The organism is Crateriforma conspicua (assembly GCF_007752935.1).
In the GTDB taxonomy this organism is placed as follows: Bacteria; Planctomycetota; Planctomycetia; order Pirellulales; family Pirellulaceae; genus Crateriforma; species Crateriforma conspicua.
Genome location: NZ_CP036319.1, coordinates 3,199,572 through 3,218,299, shown reverse-complemented (window position 1 = coordinate 3,218,299; position 18,728 = coordinate 3,199,572). Strand labels below are relative to the sequence as shown.

The following is an 18,728-nucleotide window of genomic DNA, read 5'->3' as shown; positions in this document are numbered from 1 at the left end:
CGACGCTCGATTGACTCGAGTCGCCTCGCCGGCTCCCCCGTGCTTTGGTCCGCTGGTACGAAGTGCGGCCTGGGAGAACTTTTGGGCTGAGGGAAAATCCATGCCCTAACGAAACTGGTTCCGATGCAGTGACTACATCGACCACGTTGAAAACGTTGCCCACGCAAACCGCACCACCGAGGCAATTTGGGACGTTTGGGTTGGCCTTTGCTGACAAACCTTCGGGTTGTACCGGTTGTGCCGGTGAGCGGATAAGCCAAGGGGTTTCCCGAGGGGATTTATCCCACCTGCCCAGGATATTTGGACATTGGCGTCCCCCAAAAGGGCGGCGGATTTGCCGACTTGACTCGTGCGGAATCGCCCCATTCGTGACACAATGGCGGCATGAACGACGCGGCCAACGATTCATGCGACGACGATCCGTCACCCGAAGACCTCCGTCAGATCGCCGCCGATCTGCCCCGTGCCGCCGTCGGCCGACTGTCCCTGTACCACCGTGAATTGCATCGCGTCCTGGCCGGTGGAACGACGTCGATCAACAGCCGCGAAATGGGCAAACTGGTCGACGTTTCCCCCGCCGTCGTCCGCCGTGACCTCAGTTCACTGGGCAGCGTGGGCCGCCGCGGGGTGGGTTACGACGTTGCCGATTTGGCCGATCGCATCGGCATGTTGCTGGGCAGCGGCGTCCGGTGGAAAGTCATCCTGGTGGGCGTCGGATCGCTGGGCGACGCCCTGCTGCGATACCGCGGCTTTGACCAATTGGGGTTTCACCTGGCGGTCGCCTTCGACATCGATCCGGCAAAAATCGGCCGCAAGCTGGGCGGGATCCGGGTCGCCGACTTCAACATGCTCGAAGGCGTGTGCGCGTCGATCCAGCCCGATCTGGGAATCCTGGCCGTCCCCGTCGATGCCGCCCCGGAGGTCGCGTCGAAACTGGTGGGCGTCGGCGTCACCGGCATCTTGAATTTCACGCCGATGACGATCAAATTGCCGTCATCGGTGGCGGTGATCAACGTCGATCTGGCTCGCGAACTGCAACGACTGGCCTTCGCCGTTCACGCCAACCGATGACCCAGAATCTCAGACGCAAAGCGACGGCCGGCGAGGGCAAAAATCTGGGTCGCAATGCCGCAGGTGCTCTTTAGCAAATCCACATCGACTGCTACACTCTGCTCCGTCCTACCCCGTGGTGTAATCGGCAACACTACTGATTTTGGTTCAGTCATTCTAGGTTCGAGTCCTAGCGGGGTAGCTTAGCGATAAGTCAGCTAAAGCCGATGCGAGACATCTCCAGTCATTCACGGGATTTTTCGCATCGGCTTTTTTCGTGTCTTCATTTACAGGCGGCTTTTCTTGCATGGCCTGGGGGACTTTTCTAGGCACCTCGCAAGTCACCCCCTGTGATGCCAGCGCCTGCTGCCACGGCACGGTCAAACGATGCTTGCATCGTCATGGCGTCGTGCTTGTTTGCCACATCTGGGCTGTTGCCCAGCCAACTGCAAACGTCTTTCGCTGGGTAGTGGGCCAGCAGTTCGGCTTCCCGGGTTGCCCGCAGGTTCCGCATCAGCTTCGGCTCCCTTGGCGTTGGTAACAGGCGTAGTACATGCCGACGTTGCCTGTGATTTGGTTGTTTCGCTTTGTCGTCACTTGCTGCCCTCCAGGATTTGATGGATGAGGGCGGTGAGGAGGACGTCGGTGGTGGACTGGCGGGAACGCAATCGCGCGGACAACTCGTCGAGCTGCGACAAAAGGACCGACACCTTCGACACGATCCGCTTTTGTTCGGCTAACGGGGGCAACGGCACTTGGAAGAATGCTTGCTTCTGAATACTTACTTGGTTCCGCGTTGTCTGTGCCATGATCGCACCCATCTGCCCTTGCCAAACCGGCGCTTGAAAGACGAGGTACAAGAACTCAGGGATGATCGCATCAGCGTTCAGTCGATAGAAAGTGACCGATGTTCCGAGTAAGAATCGACTAGCCTCAGGTTCCACTAACGCCACGCGACCGACGGTGGCATTGTGCGTTAGTAGAACGTCACCGCCCTCTGCCCATCCTTTGGTTAATTGCGAGGCCTTTTCCTTGTTGAGTTTGCTGCATGAATCCCAAACTACTCGCCCACCAGCGAGGTCTTTTGCCGAGACAAAAGTTTCGCCTGTCTTACCGAATTCATGTTTGCGAGGGTAGAGCGCCCCGTGATTCCCGTCAGCGTAGTCAACGATGATATTCTTGTCGTACAAGTCTTGAATGACTACGTATTCCCAAGACTGGGGCAACTCAATCAGTAGGTCTTCTGGTGTGTTGACTGGCGTTTTCTTAACGATCTTCCGTTTCCGTTTGTATTCCGCTGGTAGTTCGTAGTCTTTCGCAAGCAGTGAACTCGCCGGTTCGTCGTTTGGGTCTTGGGGGACGAGTTTGCCTTGGACGGCGAGCTGGAGGATGGACTGGCGGAGGTGGGCGAGGGTTTCGGGCCGGTCGAGCAGGACCTCGAAGTGATCGCTCAGACGCTGCCACGCACTGGCGAGCGTTTCCACTCCACTGGCTCGACGCTGCGCCTTCGGGGCAGCTTCTGTGAGCGACAAGGCGCTAGCCGTCGGTGAATCAGGGGAAACGTCACCATCGGAAAACCGGCGGCTAGCGCCTTGCCGCTCACCATTCGGTTCCGCGGCTTTGGGCCGCTGAGGCGTGCAGGCTGTGCGGGGCGCGCTGGTCAGGCTCGCAAGCACGCTGCGGCTGGCTCGCTCTCGCACACTCTCGCGCGCCAGCCGATGCGATTCCAACGTATCGCACAACGACATCATCCCCTCCACCTTCGACACGATCCGACGCTGTTCGGCGAGAGGTGGAAAAGGGATCAACAATTGTGGCATGTCACCAAGATTTAGTTTGTCCGTGTGCGAACCACCAGCCTTAACTTCTTGGTATTGTCGATGCAGCGGTGGTGAGTTCATCAGATAACTGAGAAACCGCGAATCAATTTCATGCTGCGGATACTTGATGAGTCCCACGCTTACGAAAATGCTGAACTCGACATCGCAATCAACAACTACGTTAGTGCCCAGCGTTCCAATTCGGGTGAATAGTAGATCACCGCGCTTTGGGTGGCATCGCTCAATCATCTTCTCATGGGCTTCTCGCGTTACGTATCGCGTCGATGAGAAATCGAGCTTGCCACTGCTAATGTCCTTAATTGATAGGAATGGAACGCCTTCGCTGACATAGGTGGGAGTCTTGTGAACACCATCTGTGATGACAAAACATACGTCGCCGAGTCGCGTCCACGCCCAACCGTTTGGGACTGCAAATGGCACTTCATCAATCGGAAGGGTTTTCTTGGGTTTTCGGATGTCTTTCGATTCAACGAGCGCAGTCTGTTCAGACTTAATTCGTTCAAGCGCGCTGTTCGCTGGTTCATCGTCGTGATTTTGAGCTACTGTCTTTCCGCGAACAGCCAGTTCCAAAACCAAATCGCGCAGCTTTTCAACTCCCTCCGGCAACTCCACAAACGACTCAAGGTTGTCGAAGAACGGCTTTAAGCCGGTATTCTGGCGGACCGCTTCCTGCCACTCCGGCGACTCCCACACAGATGATTCCATCGGTTCGGCCAAACTCATGGCTCACCTCCTTCGCTGGCCGACTCCAACCGCCTGCGTTCCGCTTCGATCTGTGCTCGCAGCGTTTCTTTGCTGGGCAGTTGCAGTTGATACCGCGAGACAAATAGCGAGTTGTCCATTCCGGCCAGTGCGTATTCAACCAGCGACTTGTCGCGTTCGGTACACAGGAGGATGCCAACGGGCGGATTGTCGCCTTCGCCGCGCACGTTGCGGTCGAACCAACTGACGTAGGTGTTCAGTTGCCCGATGTTTTCGTAACTGAACTGCTCTAACTTCAATTCGACCAGCACGTGGCACTTGAGAATGCGGTGGTAGAAGACCAGATCGATGAAGTTGTGCGTTTCCCCGATGAGGATGCGTTTCTGCCGTGCCTCAAAGCAAAAACCCTCGCCCAGCTCCAATAGAAACTCCTGCAGCTTGTCGAGGAGCTGGTCTTCCAGGTGCGATTCGCTCATCACCTCAGTGGGCTTCAGCCCCAGAAATTCGAAGATGTACGGGTCGCGAATGGTCAGTGAGGAGGGCTGGATTTCAGCGTCAGCGTTGGTGAGTTCGTTGAGCTTCGCCTTGTCGGTGGAAAGTTCGCTGCGTTCGAAAAGCTGGCTAGCGATCTGGCGTTTGAGTTCGCGAACGGACCAGCCGCCAGAGATGCACTGGGCAGCATAAAAGTCGCGTTTTTCCGCCGTGTCGGTGCGCAGAATCTCTACGATGTGAGTGAACGAGAGTCTTGTCAGGAGATCGGCGGTTGAAACGGGACTCGCTGAGTCCCGAATTGGTTCAGAAATGGGGGCCAGCGCCTCCCATTTTTCTAAATCACCGGCTGGCAGCAACTTATGGAATTCGGGGGTCAGTGACCCCCGAATCTCCGGATACGTCATGTAGAAGGTGCGATAACGCCGGAGTTCGCGTTGGCTGACCCCACGCAGACCGCGCCCCTTCAGCTCGGCACCCAGTTTCGAAATCAGCTTGTCGCCGTATTCGGCTCGATCTTCACCATGCTGCTCAAATTCGACGATGTAGAATCCGATCAGCCAATTCCGCACGGTCAGGCTGGTGTTGACAGCTCGGGAGGCGTGGCTGGCAAGTCGCTGGTCCACGAACTGGATGGTGCCAAGCAGTTCGGTGAACTGCGATGGTGTATTTGGCTGGGTGATGTCAGGCATAACTACGTCTTTGACTCCGACGAAGCCAAAGCGGCGGCGAGTTCACTCTTGAGCTGGTCGAGCGTCTGGCGGCTGGCGGCGCGGATCGACTCCAGTTCGGCCAGCAGTTCATCGGGATCGCCGCGGCCGGTGTCGACAGTGTGCGGGTTCTTGATGTCGAGGTTATAGCCGTTCTCTTTGATCTCGGCGGCGCTGACTTTCCATGCCAGCTCGCTCGCTTTGCGGCCATTGAATCCGCCCCGCGTATCCGGCTTGCCCCACCACTTCTTCTCCGCGTCAAACTCGCTGATAGCGATGGGCTTGGTTTTGTTGTAGCTCTTTGCGCCGGGTGGGTACGGATGCTCGTAAAACCAGATGTCTTTCGTCGGTTTCCCTTTGGTGAAGAACAGTAGGTTGGTCTTGATGCCGGTGTAGGGATTGAAGACTCCGTTGGGCAGGCGGACGATGGTGTGCAGGTTGCACTCGTCGAGTAGCCGCTCCTTGATCCGCGTTTTCACGCCTTCGCCGAACAGCGTGCCGTCGGGCAAGACGATCGCGCCGCGACCGCCGTCCTTGAGCAGGTGCATGATGAGGACGAGGAACAGATCGGCCGTTTCGCGGGTTTGAAACGCTTTGGGGAAGTTCAGCTCGATGCCGTCTTCTTCCATGCCGCCGAACGGTGGGTTGGTGACGATCACGTCCACACGATCTTTCGGGCCGTAGTCTCGCAGCGGACGGCTGAGCGTGTTGTCGTGGCGGATTTGCGAGGGGACGTCGATGCCGTGCAGCAGCAGGTTGGTGGTGCAGAGGATGTGCGGCAGGTGCTTTTTCTCGACGCCGTGGATACTGGCTTGCAGGGTCTCTTCGTGGGCGGGCTTTTTGACTTGACCGGTTTCATCGCGGATGTAGTCGATGACGGCGGTCAAGAAGCCGCCGGTGCCGCATGCGGGGTCGAGGATTTGCTCGCCAAGTTGCGGGGCGACTTGCTGGACCATGAATTGGGTGACGGCTCGCGGGGTATAGAACTCGCCCGCATTGCCCGCCGATTGCAAGTCTTTGAGAATTTGCTCGTAAACGTCGCCGAAGAGGTGCCGGTCTTTGCTGTTGTTGAAGTCGATCTCGTTGATCTTGTTGATGACTTGGCGCATCAACGTGCCGTTCTTCATGTATTGGTTGGCGTCGTCGAAGGCGGATCGGATCACAGCGGCCCGCGGATTGGCCGCTGAGACCGTCAAAGTTTTCAGTGCGGGAAGCAGCCCATTGTCGACGAAGTCGAGCAACGTGTCCCCCGTCATGCCTTCATCATCGGTTGCCCAGTTCCGCCATCGATACTTGTCGGGAATCGGCGATTTGAAGTCGTCTTCGAGCAGTTCTTCTTCGGTCTCGCGATCATCGAGGATTTTCAGGAAGAACATCCATGCGATCTGCTCGATCCGCTGGGCGTCCCCGTAGGTGCCCGCGTCCCTGCGCATGATGTCTTGGATGGACTTGATCGTGGTGCTGATTGACATGCTGAATCACGTCCGTGTGGTTAAATGGTCATCGTTTCTAGGTAGCACTTGCGTAGAGTTGGGTCTCTAGGTCTTTGAGCGCTGCGAGGTAGGCATCTTTTCCACCGAAAAGTTTGATGATTTCGACGGGCGTCCCCATGTCATCGAGTGGGTCGACCTTGAGCACGTCCATGCTCTCGATGGCGAGGATGCCCTGATTGGCGTACTTTTCCAACAACGCTTCTAGGACGGCTCGTGCTTGAGTTCCGTACTTGGTGAAGTAGTCACGCTTCCTGACGTTCTCGGCTCTCTCTTGCCTTGTCAGAGGTGGTTGCCCGTACACGACGTGGCACAACATGTCGAAGGGGTCGAGATCTTTACCGATGTCGTCCGCGAGTGCCTCAAACAAGACGCCCTGTTCCTCGAACTCGGACATGATCGCGGCTTTCTTATCGGCAGCATTCCAGGTTTGAAGGAATTCGTCCATGGAGGCGAATCGCGACATGACTTTCTTCTTGGTGTAGTCGCGAAGGGATTCGGTGATAAGCTTGCCGTCCGGGCCGTAGTACTGGATGCGCTCGGCGACAACGCTCACCTCGGTATCCAAGACATAGTATTTCTTGGCTCCCGGCTTTGGTAGTGACGGATCATCGCCGCCAGTGTCGCCCGCACCTGGATCGCCACCGGCGCCTTCACCACCGGACAGAGGATCGTAGTCTTCGTCCGGAATCGGATCGCCGTCGAAGTCGGGATCGGCAAACAACTCGGTGGCCTTTTTGAAGTCCATGATGGTAAAGAAGAGCTTGCCGAAGTCTTCGTCGATCCGAGTTCCACGCCCGATGATCTGCTTGAACTCGGTCATCGACTGAATGCGTTGGTCCAGGACGACGAGTTTGCAGGTCTTGGCGTCCACTCCCGTTGTCATCAGTTTGGATGTCGTCGCTATGACGGGATAACGTGACTCGGGGTCGATGAAGAAATCCAGTTGTTCTTTGCCTTCTTTGTTGTCCCCAGTAATGCGGACGACATACCGGTCGTCCTCGCCGACCAATTCCGGGTTGCAGTTGACCAAGGCTTGCCGCATTCGCTCGGCATGGTCGATGTCATCGCAGAACACGATCGTTTTGTCGTAGGGGTTGGTCGCTTGTAGGAACTCGGTGATCCGCTGGGCGACGAGTTGGGTGCGTGGCTCCAGAACGAGAGATTTGTCGAAATCTTTTTGGTTGTAGATTCGATCTTCGATGAGGTTGCCGTGTTTATCCAATTGACCTTTGGTGGGGCGCCACCCTTGGAGGTCTTTGTCGATGTCGACCCGGATGACTTTGTAGGGAGCGAGGAATCCGTCATCGATCCCCTGTCGCAGTGAGTAGGTGTAGATGGGGTCGCCAAAGTAATGAATGTTGGAGACGTACTGGGTCTCCTTGGGCGTGGCGGTCATCCCCAGATGCGTCGCGCTGCTGAAGTAATCGAGCACCTCCCGCCATGCGGAATCGTCCTTGGCGCTGCCGCGATGGCATTCGTCGATCACGATGAGATCAAAGAAGTCAGGGGAAAATTCTTTGTAAACCTTGTCGCTTTCCTCTGGACCGGTGATGGCCTGGTAGAGCGACAGAAAGATCTCGAATGACTTGTCCGCCTTCCGATTGCGGATTTTGGTCATCGCGCCGCCGAATGGCTTGAAATCATTTGTCTTGGTTTGGTCGACCAGAATGTTTCGGTCAGCTAGGAACAGGATGCGTTTCTTTGCCCCAGACTTCCACAATCGCCAGATGATTTGGAAAGCGGTGTAAGTTTTACCGGTACCGGTTGCCATGACCAGCAAAACACGATCTTTCCCGGACGCGATGGCTTCGACGCTGCGGTTGATTGCCTTAGTTTGGTAGTACCTGGGTGACTTGCCCGATCCATCGTCGTGGAAGTCCTGGTCGACGATTTGCTCGGCTTGGTCGTCGATGCCGCGCCATCGAAGGTAGCGTTGCCAAAGATCGTCAGGTGCTGGGAACCGATCGAGAGGGATTTGAAATTCAGTTTCCGGATAGGTCCCCGTACGGTCGTGAATGAGAAAGCCGTCCCCATTGCTGCTGATCGCGAACGGAACGTCGAGGCAATCTTCGTGGGAGTAGGACAGCGCCTGCTGCATCCCATCCCCGATGGTGTGCTTGTTGTCTTTGGCTTCGACAATGGCAAGCGGGATACCGGGTTTGTAATAGAGGACATAGTCGGCACGTTTCTTGGGTCCTCGCGCCGTGGATCGCCCTTTCACGATGACGCGACCATCGGTGAACGTGACCTCTTCACGCACCTGCGCATGCAGATCCCAACCCGCAGCCGTGATGCTGGGGGTGATGAATTGGGTGCAAATGTCGCGTTCACTCAGCGACTTCTTGTCGATTGAGTCCATGATTTCTACCCGATTTGACGGGTAAAACAGGGGCATGAAGCTCAGGTAGGCGTGCGACGATGCCCCGGTCTTCTGTTTCAAACTGTCCAGCGGCCAACTGAAGTGGCCTTCCGTGCGGGAGTATAGACAGAATTGCCCGCCGGATGGGGTGGGGCTGGGACGAAACTTACGTGCACGTTGACTCGACTCATTAGCTGGCCAAGTCACAGTCGCGACGATCCGGCTCCGTCATCGCAAGACCAAAGGCAATGGCAATGGCAAACGGCGTGCAAGCTTGGCGATGATATACAAGCTTGCCGTATCAGCCTCGAAGAGGCTGGATGTGCTGGATATGACAAACGGCGACAACAATTCGGCGGCGGTAGCTACTGGGGCACTGACCGGTGGAGTTCTACTTACGCTGGCGACATTACAAGCCAGTAGAAACTGCGATGCAAATTTTAAGACGCTTCAGGCCGCGAAGGAGCACCGCAGCGTTGATGATTTGACCAGCCTGGTTCGCACTGGCGATACACGTCGACAGGGTAGAGCTCGCAACGAGTAACCGGCAGTCTGGCGGAGCGGTATCGAGCAAATCGGAACAAGCGTACCTGACCTCGGCCTGCTTGAGCGCAAACGCGATCTGCTCGTTCGTAAAACGGGACTTCTTCATGGTCATCATCTCCTTCAAAATGACGGCCAAATTCGAACCCGGTTTTCTCACTTCCCGTGGCTCAGTTTTTCGGTTGCAGGTCACATTCAGCCAGACGTCTTATCTGCCGTTTTGGTCGATCGGCCATTCGCCCAGAAGATGCTCGTCTTTCAACAACGCCGCCGTCGACTGGTCAGACTCTGCATCGCTCGGGCCGGTATTCGCCAAGACACTCAACAGCCCCACGTCCCAGTCGTCATGGCTGGTCGACACTGTTTGGTCGGAGTCAGGACTGGAACTGTCCCCAGAACTGGTGCGCAAAAGATTGGTTGCCAGGTCACCATGAACGTCCAGTGCCAGTTCGTCCTTTGAATCAGGCTGATCCACGGACGTCGCCGTCGGAACAGGCATCGATGCAATCGACGTAGACGGCGATTCGGGTTCGCCCGTTTGCGATCGACGGATCAAAAAGTTGATCACTTGCAGGGCATCAAGTGCGGTCGCCTGACCGTCCTGGTTCACGTCCAGAAACGGACCCGAAAAACCGTCGGGCGTTGTCGACGGCAAAACCGATGTCTCAGGATCGCTGTACGACCGCCGCAACAATTCGTTAATGACGCCCAAAGCATCCGCCGCCGTCACGCCGTCGCGTGCATTGACGTCATAGCGATTTGTCTGGTTGGTCCACGGGCTAGCGACCACCCGAGTGGTCGCTTCCACCGCCGGTGATGATAATTCGCGGAGACCAACGTTGTCAGTGGCGGTCGCGTAGAACGCATACTCGCTACCGACTTCGCCGCGGAAGAAACGACTCGTTCCACTGACGCCGTCAAGCCATTGCTCGAAAGGACCGTCGTCGGTTGCAACAAAGACGTCGTAGTTTGCGATCCCCGAACCATCAACGTCGATGCCTTCCCAAGAAACCTTGAACAGGGCTAGCGATGTTTCGGGCAGCTGATCGACGGTCGCCTGTGGCGGGTCGATGTCGATCGTATTGAGTGTGCTGTTGGTGATCAGCGGATCGTTGACGTCAAAGACGATTTCCGCAATGCCGGTCAACTCAGTGCCGGTGGCCAGATCGGCTTTGGGGCGGATCGAATAGTTGACTTGTCCTTCACCGCGACCGGTTTCATCGTTGACCGGCAGGAACCCGGCGTCGAATTCGGCGGTCAACAGTCCGGTTTCGGCATCGATCGTTGCGAAGGTCCAGGTGACGGTTCGAGTCGGGAAGTCGAGCTCGGCCTCGATTGAAAGAATTAGATCAAACTCAGGGTCGTCCAGCGGAAGTTCGGTCGACCAAGCGGTTCGGTCCGACGGAACTTCGATCAGACGATCACCGACCATCATGTCACCGAGCTCGAAGGTGGTTAGGTCGAAATCTTCGTCCAGGACTTCGGTGATGAAGACTTCTTGGGCCGGCAAAGTCGCCTTCTCGGGATCGTTCTCGAAGAAGATCGTGTAGGGCAGTGACATGCCGTTACGGAGAAAACCTTGTTCGCCGAATCCAGCCGGTCCGACTTTTTCATTGGGGTCAAACGACCGACCACGCTCGCCTCGCACTTTTCCTTTTTCAGGCTTTGTCGTTTGATCATCGCCGACAGTTGTTGTCGCCCCACCGCTGCCTTTGGAATCGACTTGATCGATCGGGTCGCCATCCAGGCGACCGGAGATGACAGGGTCTTGTAGGGCGAAACGAGAGGAGGCTCGAAATCCTTTTTGTATATCTGAAAATTCTTGAAAGATCTTATATTGATCTCTCTGCGCAGGCGTTAGTGCTTCGATGTCGACGGAATTCCTATTGGTGAAGTCGGATTTTCTTAGTTCACCGTCGCCGTTGTAGTCAGGAATGATCGCTTCTGGTGTGCCGTCGGCGTTGAGATCGACGGCGAACGAATCGACGAGACCGTCTCCGCTGGTGTCGATGCCCTTCGCGTCGCCACGCAATTGCTTTTCCCTCGCCAGGACATCGGCGATAGGCTCATTCCGCGCGACTCCCTCACCTCGTAGCGCATCCCGAAATGCATCGCTTTTTCGGATTTGAGCGAGTGAACCGGCACTATAGCCGTCGATGTATTTGGCCCGCTGCGCGTCGGCAGCAGATGCAACAATCTGCTCGAGTCCCCTATGCCTTTCGCTGCTTAATCGCGGCACAAATTGACTACTAAAACTAGGTGTGTCCTGCGCCGCCTGATAGTAGTCTGTGGAGGCAATTGTCGTCAGGTTTTCGCCGGAAAGCTGCGATATGAGAGCACCGCTGTAGCACGAGTCGAACACAGCGACGGTCTGCGTGCTGCTTCTAAGCCTCTCCTGCAACTCAGTTCCCCGAATAGCTCGATCTTCAAATCTCAAACTTCCTGAGTCTGGGTTAAGGCTCTTGCCAACGGAAATGTGCTCGCGTCACTGTCGCTCGGCGCCCTTGATCGTGACCATTCTGGTATCGCGTATCATCCGGTTCGTGAAAGCCTGTTCTTGCTTGGCCGCGACGGTCAGATTCGCGAGATCGATCCTGACGATGGATCCGTGCTCGCTGAGTTTCCGGTCAGACCAACCGGTGGTCCGTTCTTCAGTGTCGACTTCGGCGGAATCGACGTGATCGAATCCACGGGCGAGTTGCTGATTGCGGCGGAAAACAATGCGCGGCTGCGGATGATGACGCCAACTGGGTCTTTCATTCAAGATGTCGATCTGCAACGGACCGGCGTTTCGCTTGGTCGAGTGTCGGACGTATCGGTCGATTCTGATACTGGCGAGGTTTTGATTGGTGACACCAGTGGGTCCATCTATCGAATGTCGCCGATCGTTGATCAAACCGTCGGAACGCTTCGGCTGGACGGTGATGTCGACGTTCGTGTTGCGGGCGAGTTTGAAACGATCGGAACGATTCAGCTTTTCGTTGGCGATCGGCCTGCCAGCGGCGACTTTGCGACGATTGTCGCCGATGGTGCCGTGACGATTGACGGCGACTTGCAGATTTACGCATCGACAACGTTGGCGTCGGAGATTGGCGATTCGTATCGCGTGATCTCCGGGGACACGCTTTCGGGTGAATTCGATAACTTGATCGCAACCGACTTTGAAACGATCGTCGACGATCAAGCCGTGTTCGCGTTCTTCCAGCGTGCTCCGCGAGTGGATTTGGTGCCTTCGTTCATCAGTGGCCCCGCCAACGTTATCTCGGGCGATGAGATTCAGGTGCAATGGACGATCGGAAACTTTGGTAGCGATCCCGCCGTCGGTCCGTGGTTCGATGAATTCTAGTTATTCAAAGAAGAAGTCACGACCGCTAGCGGTCCCGCATCAGGCGAGTCAGTCGCGACAACGGTGACTTCGCCCAAATTGCGGATGTTGCGTACAAACTCGCCACCAGACCACTGGAACAAACCGGGTTGGAAATCGATCGCCGCGTTATTCGATGTGGAATCGAATCGTCCTTTACGAAACTCGATTTTGCCATCGCCCGAACCTGAAATGACTGCCCCGTCGCGAAGAATCACGGGGTCATTAAACGCCGAAGCATTGAAGACCAGTTCCGCAGCATTCGCGACCACCAGTTCCGTCGACGCGAATGAACCGCCACCGGTCAGATTCAATGTGCCCGAGGTCACTTCGACGCGACTGCCCAACTCGGCAAACAGTTTCGAATCCAATTCGGTGGACTCGCCGTTCGATTCAACCACGCCTTCGTTGACAAGCGTTCCGCCGACAAGCGATCCGGTATCACGAAGCTGAATCACCGCGCCGGACGCATTGGTCATCAGCGTTCCCTGGCCACCGGCATCCAACAGACTTTCGCTGCTTCCTTCGTGAACGATCGTTTCTGTGTTGACGAACATCCGTCCGCGTAGACTGCGTGACCCGTCATCGCCCGACCAATGCATGAACCCCTGGTTTTCGATCGTGCCGTTGCCGGCTTGAACCAGGCCACCGGTCCAGTGCAGCATGTCCTCGGGAAAGTCCAAAACGGTCGGTGAGAATCCAGCCTGAAACGATGCACCGCTCGCGATCTCAACCCGCCCATCGCCGACTCCGGTGTAAGTACCTGTGTAGTGCCCGATTCCCTCCAGCAAATCCAACGTCGCACCCGCCGCGACATTGAACGTTGAACCGGTCGACGGTTCGCTTCCCGTGCCTGAGGTCGGCAGCGACAGAGTTCCGCCGGTGACGACGATCTGGCTGCCTTCAAAGTGCGTGAATTTACTGTTGGTATTGGGAAAGTAGGCGTTGGCGTCACCGGTCTTCTGAAAAACGCCGCGATTGTTGAAGGTCATCGCAAAGCCTGCGTCGCTGGCCAAACTGCTGGTCGTTGTCCAGGTTCCGCTGGCGGCGTTTTCGATCACGATGGACCGCGCCGTCCGTGCGAACGATACCGATTGATCCACGGTCCCTTCGTTGCGGATGCTCGACGACAGCGATCCAGGCGTCCCAGTGATTTCAAAGCGTCCTTCGGCATCGATCGACAATCCGTTGGTGAACAGGTCGCCGTTGGACCATCGCAGCGTACCGGCAACATCCAGCGTTCGATTGACGGTCAACTTGTCGGTCACGGCCAGCGTTTCCGCCGTAACGATTTCATCCACCGTGGTCACCGAATCGATCGTGATCACCGGGTCGGCCCCGGGACGATCAATGATCACCGTATCGCCCAATCCGGGAACACCCGTGACCGATGTGCCTTCGGTGACCTGCCAATTTCCGGCATCCGACCAAGCCCCGTCGACATCGCTGCTCCAAAGAAAAGCGGCCAGGACACGTCGCGCATCCAGCTTCTCCAAAGCCAGAGGACGCCGGCGGCTATTTCGCTGCTTGGACCGATCGATCAACATCATGAACCAGTTGTAAAAGCAAGCTGAACGAAACGTGGTAGCGAAGCAAAGAATTGTTGACCCAGCGGAAACACCCATCACAAGTCGACGGGGCGTTCTGTGAAACCGTTCGCCACTCAAGTCGCGACGCATTTCGCGTCCTCTTTCAGGCCAAAAGTTTACTTATGCACTTGGGACAACGAAAGCATTTCCTACGTCCAGCGACACGCAAAACCGATCCGATCGCGGTGCTCGCACGTCCACGAATCACCAAAGCAGCCGCCCCAGGCCGCGGTTCGTATCACATCGTCGATCCTGGTGGGTGTGGCATCGCAACCGCCTTTTGATGCTGCGTTTTCCATCTGCTGTGATTCATAGTCACCCGCTTGCTTGCGTCAGGGTCGGCCTTTTTTGTCCGGGAAGGGCGTCGCGATACACAGGCGAGTCCGATCATGTGCCGAATTGAAGCTTGTAAAATCTGCCCGCCGCAAAGAGACTCGGGGACTCAGATAGCCCGTCAGTGCCCCTTCTTGCTTCCGCGCCATGTTCGCCGTTCTCAAAAGACTCGTCCCAAACCGATTCCGCCAGCGCCGTCAATCATCGCACCAAGTCCAGCCATGGACGTGCGGTCCGCTGGAGGAAAGGCACATGCTGTCGGCGATCTCTGTGTTAGCCGCCGGCACGACGGGCGACGAAACCATCCGTCTGTACGCCGACGATGAACTGGTGGGCACCTACAGCGACTTGGGCAGCGGCGCCGATAGCGGTCAGTTCGTTCGGCTGGACGCCGACACCGGTGCGTCGACACCTTCGCAGATCCGGATCGAATTCATCAACGATGTTTATGAGCCGCAGCTAGGCATCGACCGAAACGTTCGAGTCGACCGTATCGAGGTTGACGGGGTTGGCTATGAAACAGAATCACCCGACGTCTTTTCAACGGGAACTTGGCTGGCCGAGGACGGAATCACGCCGGGTAACCGTCAAAGCGAATACCTGCACGCCGACGGCTTCTTTCAGTACGACCTGGCCGGCAATCCGACCGGATCGCTGATTGTCGTCACCGCCGACGGCAGCACGGGCAACGAGAACATGTCGCTTTTGATCGACGGGGAAACCGTCGCCAACTGGGACGTTAGCACGACAACACAGACCTATTCATTCGTGGCGGCACAGACCGTTTCGGCAGACCAAGTCCGCGTTGCTTTCACCAATGATCGCTACGAACCAGATGCAGGCATCGACTACAACCTGAACGTCGACAACATTCAAATCGACGGAGTGACGTACGAGACCGAGGATCCAACTGTGTACTCAACCGGCACTTGGTTGCCCTCTGACGGTATCGTCCCTGGCAACCGCCAAAGCGAAACGTTGCACACCGACGGGTACTTTCAGTACGCAAGCGACGAGGTGCAGGCTGGCTTTGTTGGTTTGGCTGTCACGCAGGTGACCGTCGATGAGTCCGACGGCACGGCACAGATTGGAATCGACCGCTTCGATGGAACCGATGGTCCGGCTTCGGTCTTCTATCAAACCTTTGGCGTCGAAGCCGAATCGGGCAGCGATTTTGTCGGCACCGATTCTGGAAGAGTCGATTTTGCTGATGGTCAATCGTCCGCATTCATCACCGTCGATCTGATCAACGACGAAGAATTCGAAAGCGTCGAAACGTTCAGTGTGTCGCTGTTCCGCAGCGAAGGCGCTGAACTGGCCGAACCGCGAACCGCAATCGTGACGATCGTCGACGATGAATCGGGACTCGGGCTGGTCGGACATTGGCGACTGGATGAATCGGCGATCGGTCAAAGCGTGGCCGACTCCTCAGGCAACGGCAACTCGGGAACTCATACGAACATCGCCGTCCCCGCCGGCCCCACTGCAAACGGCGTCGATTTTGATTCCGCCAATGCCGGTGCCTTGGTGTTTGACGGCGACAACGATTTCGTCAACATCGCGGGTGATCCGTCGCTGGATCTCAGCAATGGTCAGTTCACTCAGTCCGTTTGGGTTCGTCCCACCGAAACGGGACGCACGTATCAGGGCGTTCTTGGGTTCCAAGGCAGTGGCGGAGTCGCCGGACGTTATCCGGGGATCTGGGTTCAGAACGACACACAGGTGCATGCCGGCTTTGGCGACGGGACCAATTGGAACAGCTTGAGTACCGGCGAAGTCTTGACGCTGAATGAGTGGAACCATGTCGCCACGACTTTCGACGGCACGGACTATCGAGTCTACGTGAATTCGGCGGAGGTTTACTCGACCGATCAGTACGCCGGACGCACACCGACCGCGGAAACGAGAGTGAACATCGGCCGAGTGGACAATCACTTTGCCGGTGCCGTCGACGACGTGCGGATTTTCAACCGCGCCCTGACCGCTGCGGAGGTGGCCACGCTGATTGATGGTGCCGACGTGCCGTCCGTACCGCTGTCCAATGGACAGTACGTGACCAGCCAACTAGCCGCGGGATTCGATACACCGATCGAGGTGGAACAACTGGCCGATGGCCGCTTCTTGGTTGCCGAACAAGATGGCGTCGTTCGCTTGGTCAATGCAGATGGGTCGGTTCAGTCGACGCCCGTGCTAGACATCCGGTCGATCGTCAACTCTGGCACCAAGGATCGCGGCATGATTGGATTCGCCGTCCATCCGGATCTGGCCAACAATCCATACATCTATGCGTCCTACACTTATGATCCGCCTGAGATCACCGGTGGTGGTTTGGGCGGCGTCGACGGAAACGGATCGCGCGTCTCCCGCATCTCACGCTTCACCGTGACGGAAAACAATGGCGTCCTAACGGCTGACCCAGCAACCAACGTTGTGTTGGTCGGCAACAACAGCACCTTCGACAACATCGGTGATCCAGATTCCAGGGTGGGTCTGGAGGGACCACACAGTTGCGTCGACGCCGCGGGCAATCCGATCGAAGACTGCATCCCGGCGGATGAAACCAGTCACACGATTGGCGAGTTGGAGTTCGGTCCCGACGGCATGCTGTATGCCGCCAGCGGGGACGGCGGTTCCTTTGGTCGTGTCGACCCGATCAACCTGCGTGCATTGGATGTTGACTCATTGGCGGGCAAGATCCTTCGCATCGATCCGATCACCGGCCAGGCCCCCGGCGATAATCCACTTTTCAACGGCGACCCCGACGCCAACGAATCGAAGGTGTTCGCGTATGGCCTGCGGAATCCATTCCGATTCGCGGTGGGTGGCACAGCCAGTAACCCCGAGATCTTCGTCGGCGATGTCGGATGGACTCAGTGGGAAGAAGTCAATCGTGGCGTGGGCGGCGAGAACTTTGGTTGGCCGGCTTTCGAAGGCGGCGATGGCGACAGCCTGCAAACCGGACGATACCGCGACTTGGCAGAGGTCCAAGCCTACTACGCAACCAATCCCGACGTGACCGCACCGATGTGGGCCCGGCTGCACAGCCAGGGAGCCCGCGCGATCGTCATGGGCGACTTTGTCGGTCCCCAGAACGCTTCAGGTACCGGAACGCTGCTGTTCACCGACATCGGTGACCAGATCCTACGCGCCGCCACTTTCAGCGACAGCGGTGAATTCCTGGGCGTCGAAGTCGTCTCGGGTAACGTGGGATTCATCGTCGACATGCACACCGGCGTCGACGGATTCACGTACTACGTCGACATCACCGGAAGCATCGGACGTTTGAACTTTCAAACCGTCTGAGCAATAGGCGGATGGTCGCGACGTGTCTATCGAAGTCCCGTCGTCGCCATCTGAATCGTAAAGACGCTGTCACCGGCGGTGATGAACAACTGGTCAAACTTGGGTCCCGCGAAAGTCACGTTCGCGGTCCAGCCTTTGGGCACCGCAATGGTTTCGATTTGCTTCCCAGTCTTGTCAAAGACCGTAACACCCTCACGGCCGGTCAGATAAAGATTGCGATCGACGTCCAGCGTCACGCCATCGCTGCCCGATTCACAAAAGAGTTCTCGTTCGGTCAGCTTGCCGTCCGGATCGATCACATATCGATACATCTTCTTGTCACCAATATCCGCGACATAAAGATGACGCATTTCTGTATCACCGATAATGCCGTTGGGTTGGACTAAGTCACCGGCGACTTGCGTGATCGATCCATCCGGTGAAAGCCGATAGACACCACGCGGGTGATCGTCGGCAATGGTGTGCTTCCAGTACGGTCGTTTATACAGCGGGTCAGTGAAATAGATCGCGCCGTCTTGATCCACCCAGCAATCGTTGGGACCGGAGAAACGACGGTTTTCAAACTGGCCGACCAGCAACGCATGCTCTTTTGTTTCCAAGTCGATACGCCACAGTTCATTGTTCTCGTCCGCACACGCGATCAAGCTTTGCGGAGCGACAAAGTAGAGACCGTTGCTGCGTCCGCACGGTGAAAGCCAGTTGGAAAGTTCTCCGGTCTTGGCGTCCCACCGAACGATTCGGTCATTCGGTTGGTCGGTGAAGTAGACGTTTCCAGCATCGTCGGCGGTCGGTCCCTCGGTGAATTTGTAACCGTCACCGATCAGCTTCAGCGTCGCACCTTCAGCAACGACAGAATCGCTTTGCGTTTCTTGTGCTCGAACGTGCGAGAGCGACAAAAAGAGCGGTAAGAGGATCAGTATTCCCGTCAGTCGTTTGGTTGTTGGCATCAGTG

General features: G+C 56.7%; 11 protein-coding genes and 1 tRNA gene. 4 read left to right on the top strand and 8 right to left on the bottom strand.

Annotated features, from left to right (window positions below; genetic code table 11):
• Nucleotides 1-384 precede the first annotated feature (384 nt).
• Entirely contained in the window at nt 385-1,071 is a 687-nt protein-coding gene (locus Mal65_RS12160) for a redox-sensing transcriptional repressor Rex (protein WP_145297797.1), read from the top strand.
• A gap of 109 nt (nt 1,072-1,180) precedes the next feature.
• A tRNA-Gln gene (locus Mal65_RS12155) sits at nt 1,181-1,252 on the top strand.
• 391 nt (nt 1,253-1,643) lie between these two features.
• On the opposite strand, the gene Mal65_RS12145 is transcribed toward Mal65_RS12155, so the two are convergent.
• The 6 genes from Mal65_RS12145 to Mal65_RS12120 all read right to left on the bottom strand — a co-directional run bounded on the left by Mal65_RS12145 (nt 1,644) and on the right by Mal65_RS12120 (nt 11,219).
• Nucleotides 1,644-3,614, bottom strand: coding sequence for a restriction endonuclease subunit S (locus tag Mal65_RS12145; protein WP_145297794.1), 1,971 nt, complete (start codon nt 3,612-3,614; stop codon nt 1,644-1,646).
• Complete coding sequence (locus tag Mal65_RS12140) at nt 3,611-4,774, bottom strand: PDDEXK nuclease domain-containing protein (protein WP_145297791.1); 1,164 nt, start codon at nt 4,772-4,774, stop codon at nt 3,611-3,613. Before Mal65_RS12140 ends, Mal65_RS12145 begins: the two co-directional genes overlap by 4 nt.
• Before the next feature lie 2 nt (nt 4,775-4,776).
• Entirely contained in the window at nt 4,777-6,264 is a 1,488-nt protein-coding gene (locus Mal65_RS12135; protein ID WP_145297788.1) for a type I restriction-modification system subunit M, read from the bottom strand.
• Between the two features lie 37 nt (nt 6,265-6,301).
• A complete protein-coding gene (hsdR, locus tag Mal65_RS12130) occupies nt 6,302-8,644 on the bottom strand; it encodes an EcoAI/FtnUII family type I restriction enzme subunit R (protein ID WP_196784785.1) in 2,343 nt (780 codons plus the stop codon).
• Between the two features lie 409 nt (nt 8,645-9,053).
• Nucleotides 9,054-9,296 (bottom strand): hypothetical protein, encoded by a 243-nt coding sequence (locus Mal65_RS12125; protein WP_165700968.1) that lies wholly within the window; start codon nt 9,294-9,296, stop codon nt 9,054-9,056.
• 99 nt (nt 9,297-9,395) lie between these two features.
• On the bottom strand, nt 9,396-11,219 hold the full coding sequence (locus Mal65_RS12120; RefSeq protein WP_145297782.1) for a DUF7619 domain-containing protein: 1,824 nt from the start codon (nt 11,217-11,219) through the stop codon (nt 9,396-9,398).
• Between the two features lie 444 nt (nt 11,220-11,663).
• On the opposite strand from Mal65_RS12120, the gene Mal65_RS26460 reads away from it, so the two are divergent.
• Nucleotides 11,664-12,533, top strand: coding sequence for an NHL repeat-containing protein (locus Mal65_RS26460; RefSeq protein ID WP_165701223.1), 870 nt, complete (start codon nt 11,664-11,666; stop codon nt 12,531-12,533).
• Here Mal65_RS26460 and Mal65_RS12105 read toward each other — a convergent pair.
• Nucleotides 12,530-14,101: a hypothetical protein gene (locus Mal65_RS12105; protein WP_145297774.1), complete on the bottom strand. Its 1,572-nt coding sequence runs from the start codon at nt 14,099-14,101 to the stop codon at nt 12,530-12,532. The two genes, Mal65_RS26460 and Mal65_RS12105, sit on opposite strands and share 4 nt — an antisense overlap.
• 624 nt (nt 14,102-14,725) lie before the next feature.
• Here Mal65_RS12105 and Mal65_RS12100 point away from each other — a divergent pair.
• Complete coding sequence (locus tag Mal65_RS12100; RefSeq protein WP_165701222.1) at nt 14,726-17,776, top strand: carbohydrate-binding domain-containing protein; 3,051 nt, start codon at nt 14,726-14,728, stop codon at nt 17,774-17,776.
• Nucleotides 17,777-17,802: 26 nt separating this feature from the next.
• On the opposite strand, the gene Mal65_RS12095 is transcribed toward Mal65_RS12100, so the two are convergent.
• Complete coding sequence (locus Mal65_RS12095) at nt 17,803-18,723, bottom strand: SMP-30/gluconolactonase/LRE family protein (protein WP_145297769.1); 921 nt, start codon at nt 18,721-18,723, stop codon at nt 17,803-17,805.
• Nucleotides 18,724-18,728: the final 5 nt, after the last annotated feature.

Coding starts and splice junctions, on each gene's coding strand:
- Mal65_RS12160 (WP_145297797.1), top strand. CDS start 385: ATGAACGACGCGGCCAACGATTCATGCGACGACGATCCGTCACCCGAA.
- Mal65_RS12145 (WP_145297794.1), bottom strand. CDS start 3,614: ATGAGTTTGGCCGAACCGATGGAATCATCTGTGTGGGAGTCGCCGGAG.
- Mal65_RS12140 (WP_145297791.1), bottom strand. CDS start 4,774: ATGCCTGACATCACCCAGCCAAATACACCATCGCAGTTCACCGAACTG.
- Mal65_RS12135 (WP_145297788.1), bottom strand. CDS start 6,264: ATGTCAATCAGCACCACGATCAAGTCCATCCAAGACATCATGCGCAGG.
- hsdR (WP_196784785.1), bottom strand. CDS start 8,644: ATGGACTCAATCGACAAGAAGTCGCTGAGTGAACGCGACATTTGCACC.
- Mal65_RS12125 (WP_165700968.1), bottom strand. CDS start 9,296: ATGAAGAAGTCCCGTTTTACGAACGAGCAGATCGCGTTTGCGCTCAAG.
- Mal65_RS12105 (WP_145297774.1), bottom strand. CDS start 14,101: ATGATGTTGATCGATCGGTCCAAGCAGCGAAATAGCCGCCGGCGTCCT.
- Mal65_RS12100 (WP_165701222.1), top strand. CDS start 14,726: ATGCTGTCGGCGATCTCTGTGTTAGCCGCCGGCACGACGGGCGACGAA.
- Mal65_RS12095 (WP_145297769.1), bottom strand. CDS start 18,723: ATGCCAACAACCAAACGACTGACGGGAATACTGATCCTCTTACCGCTC.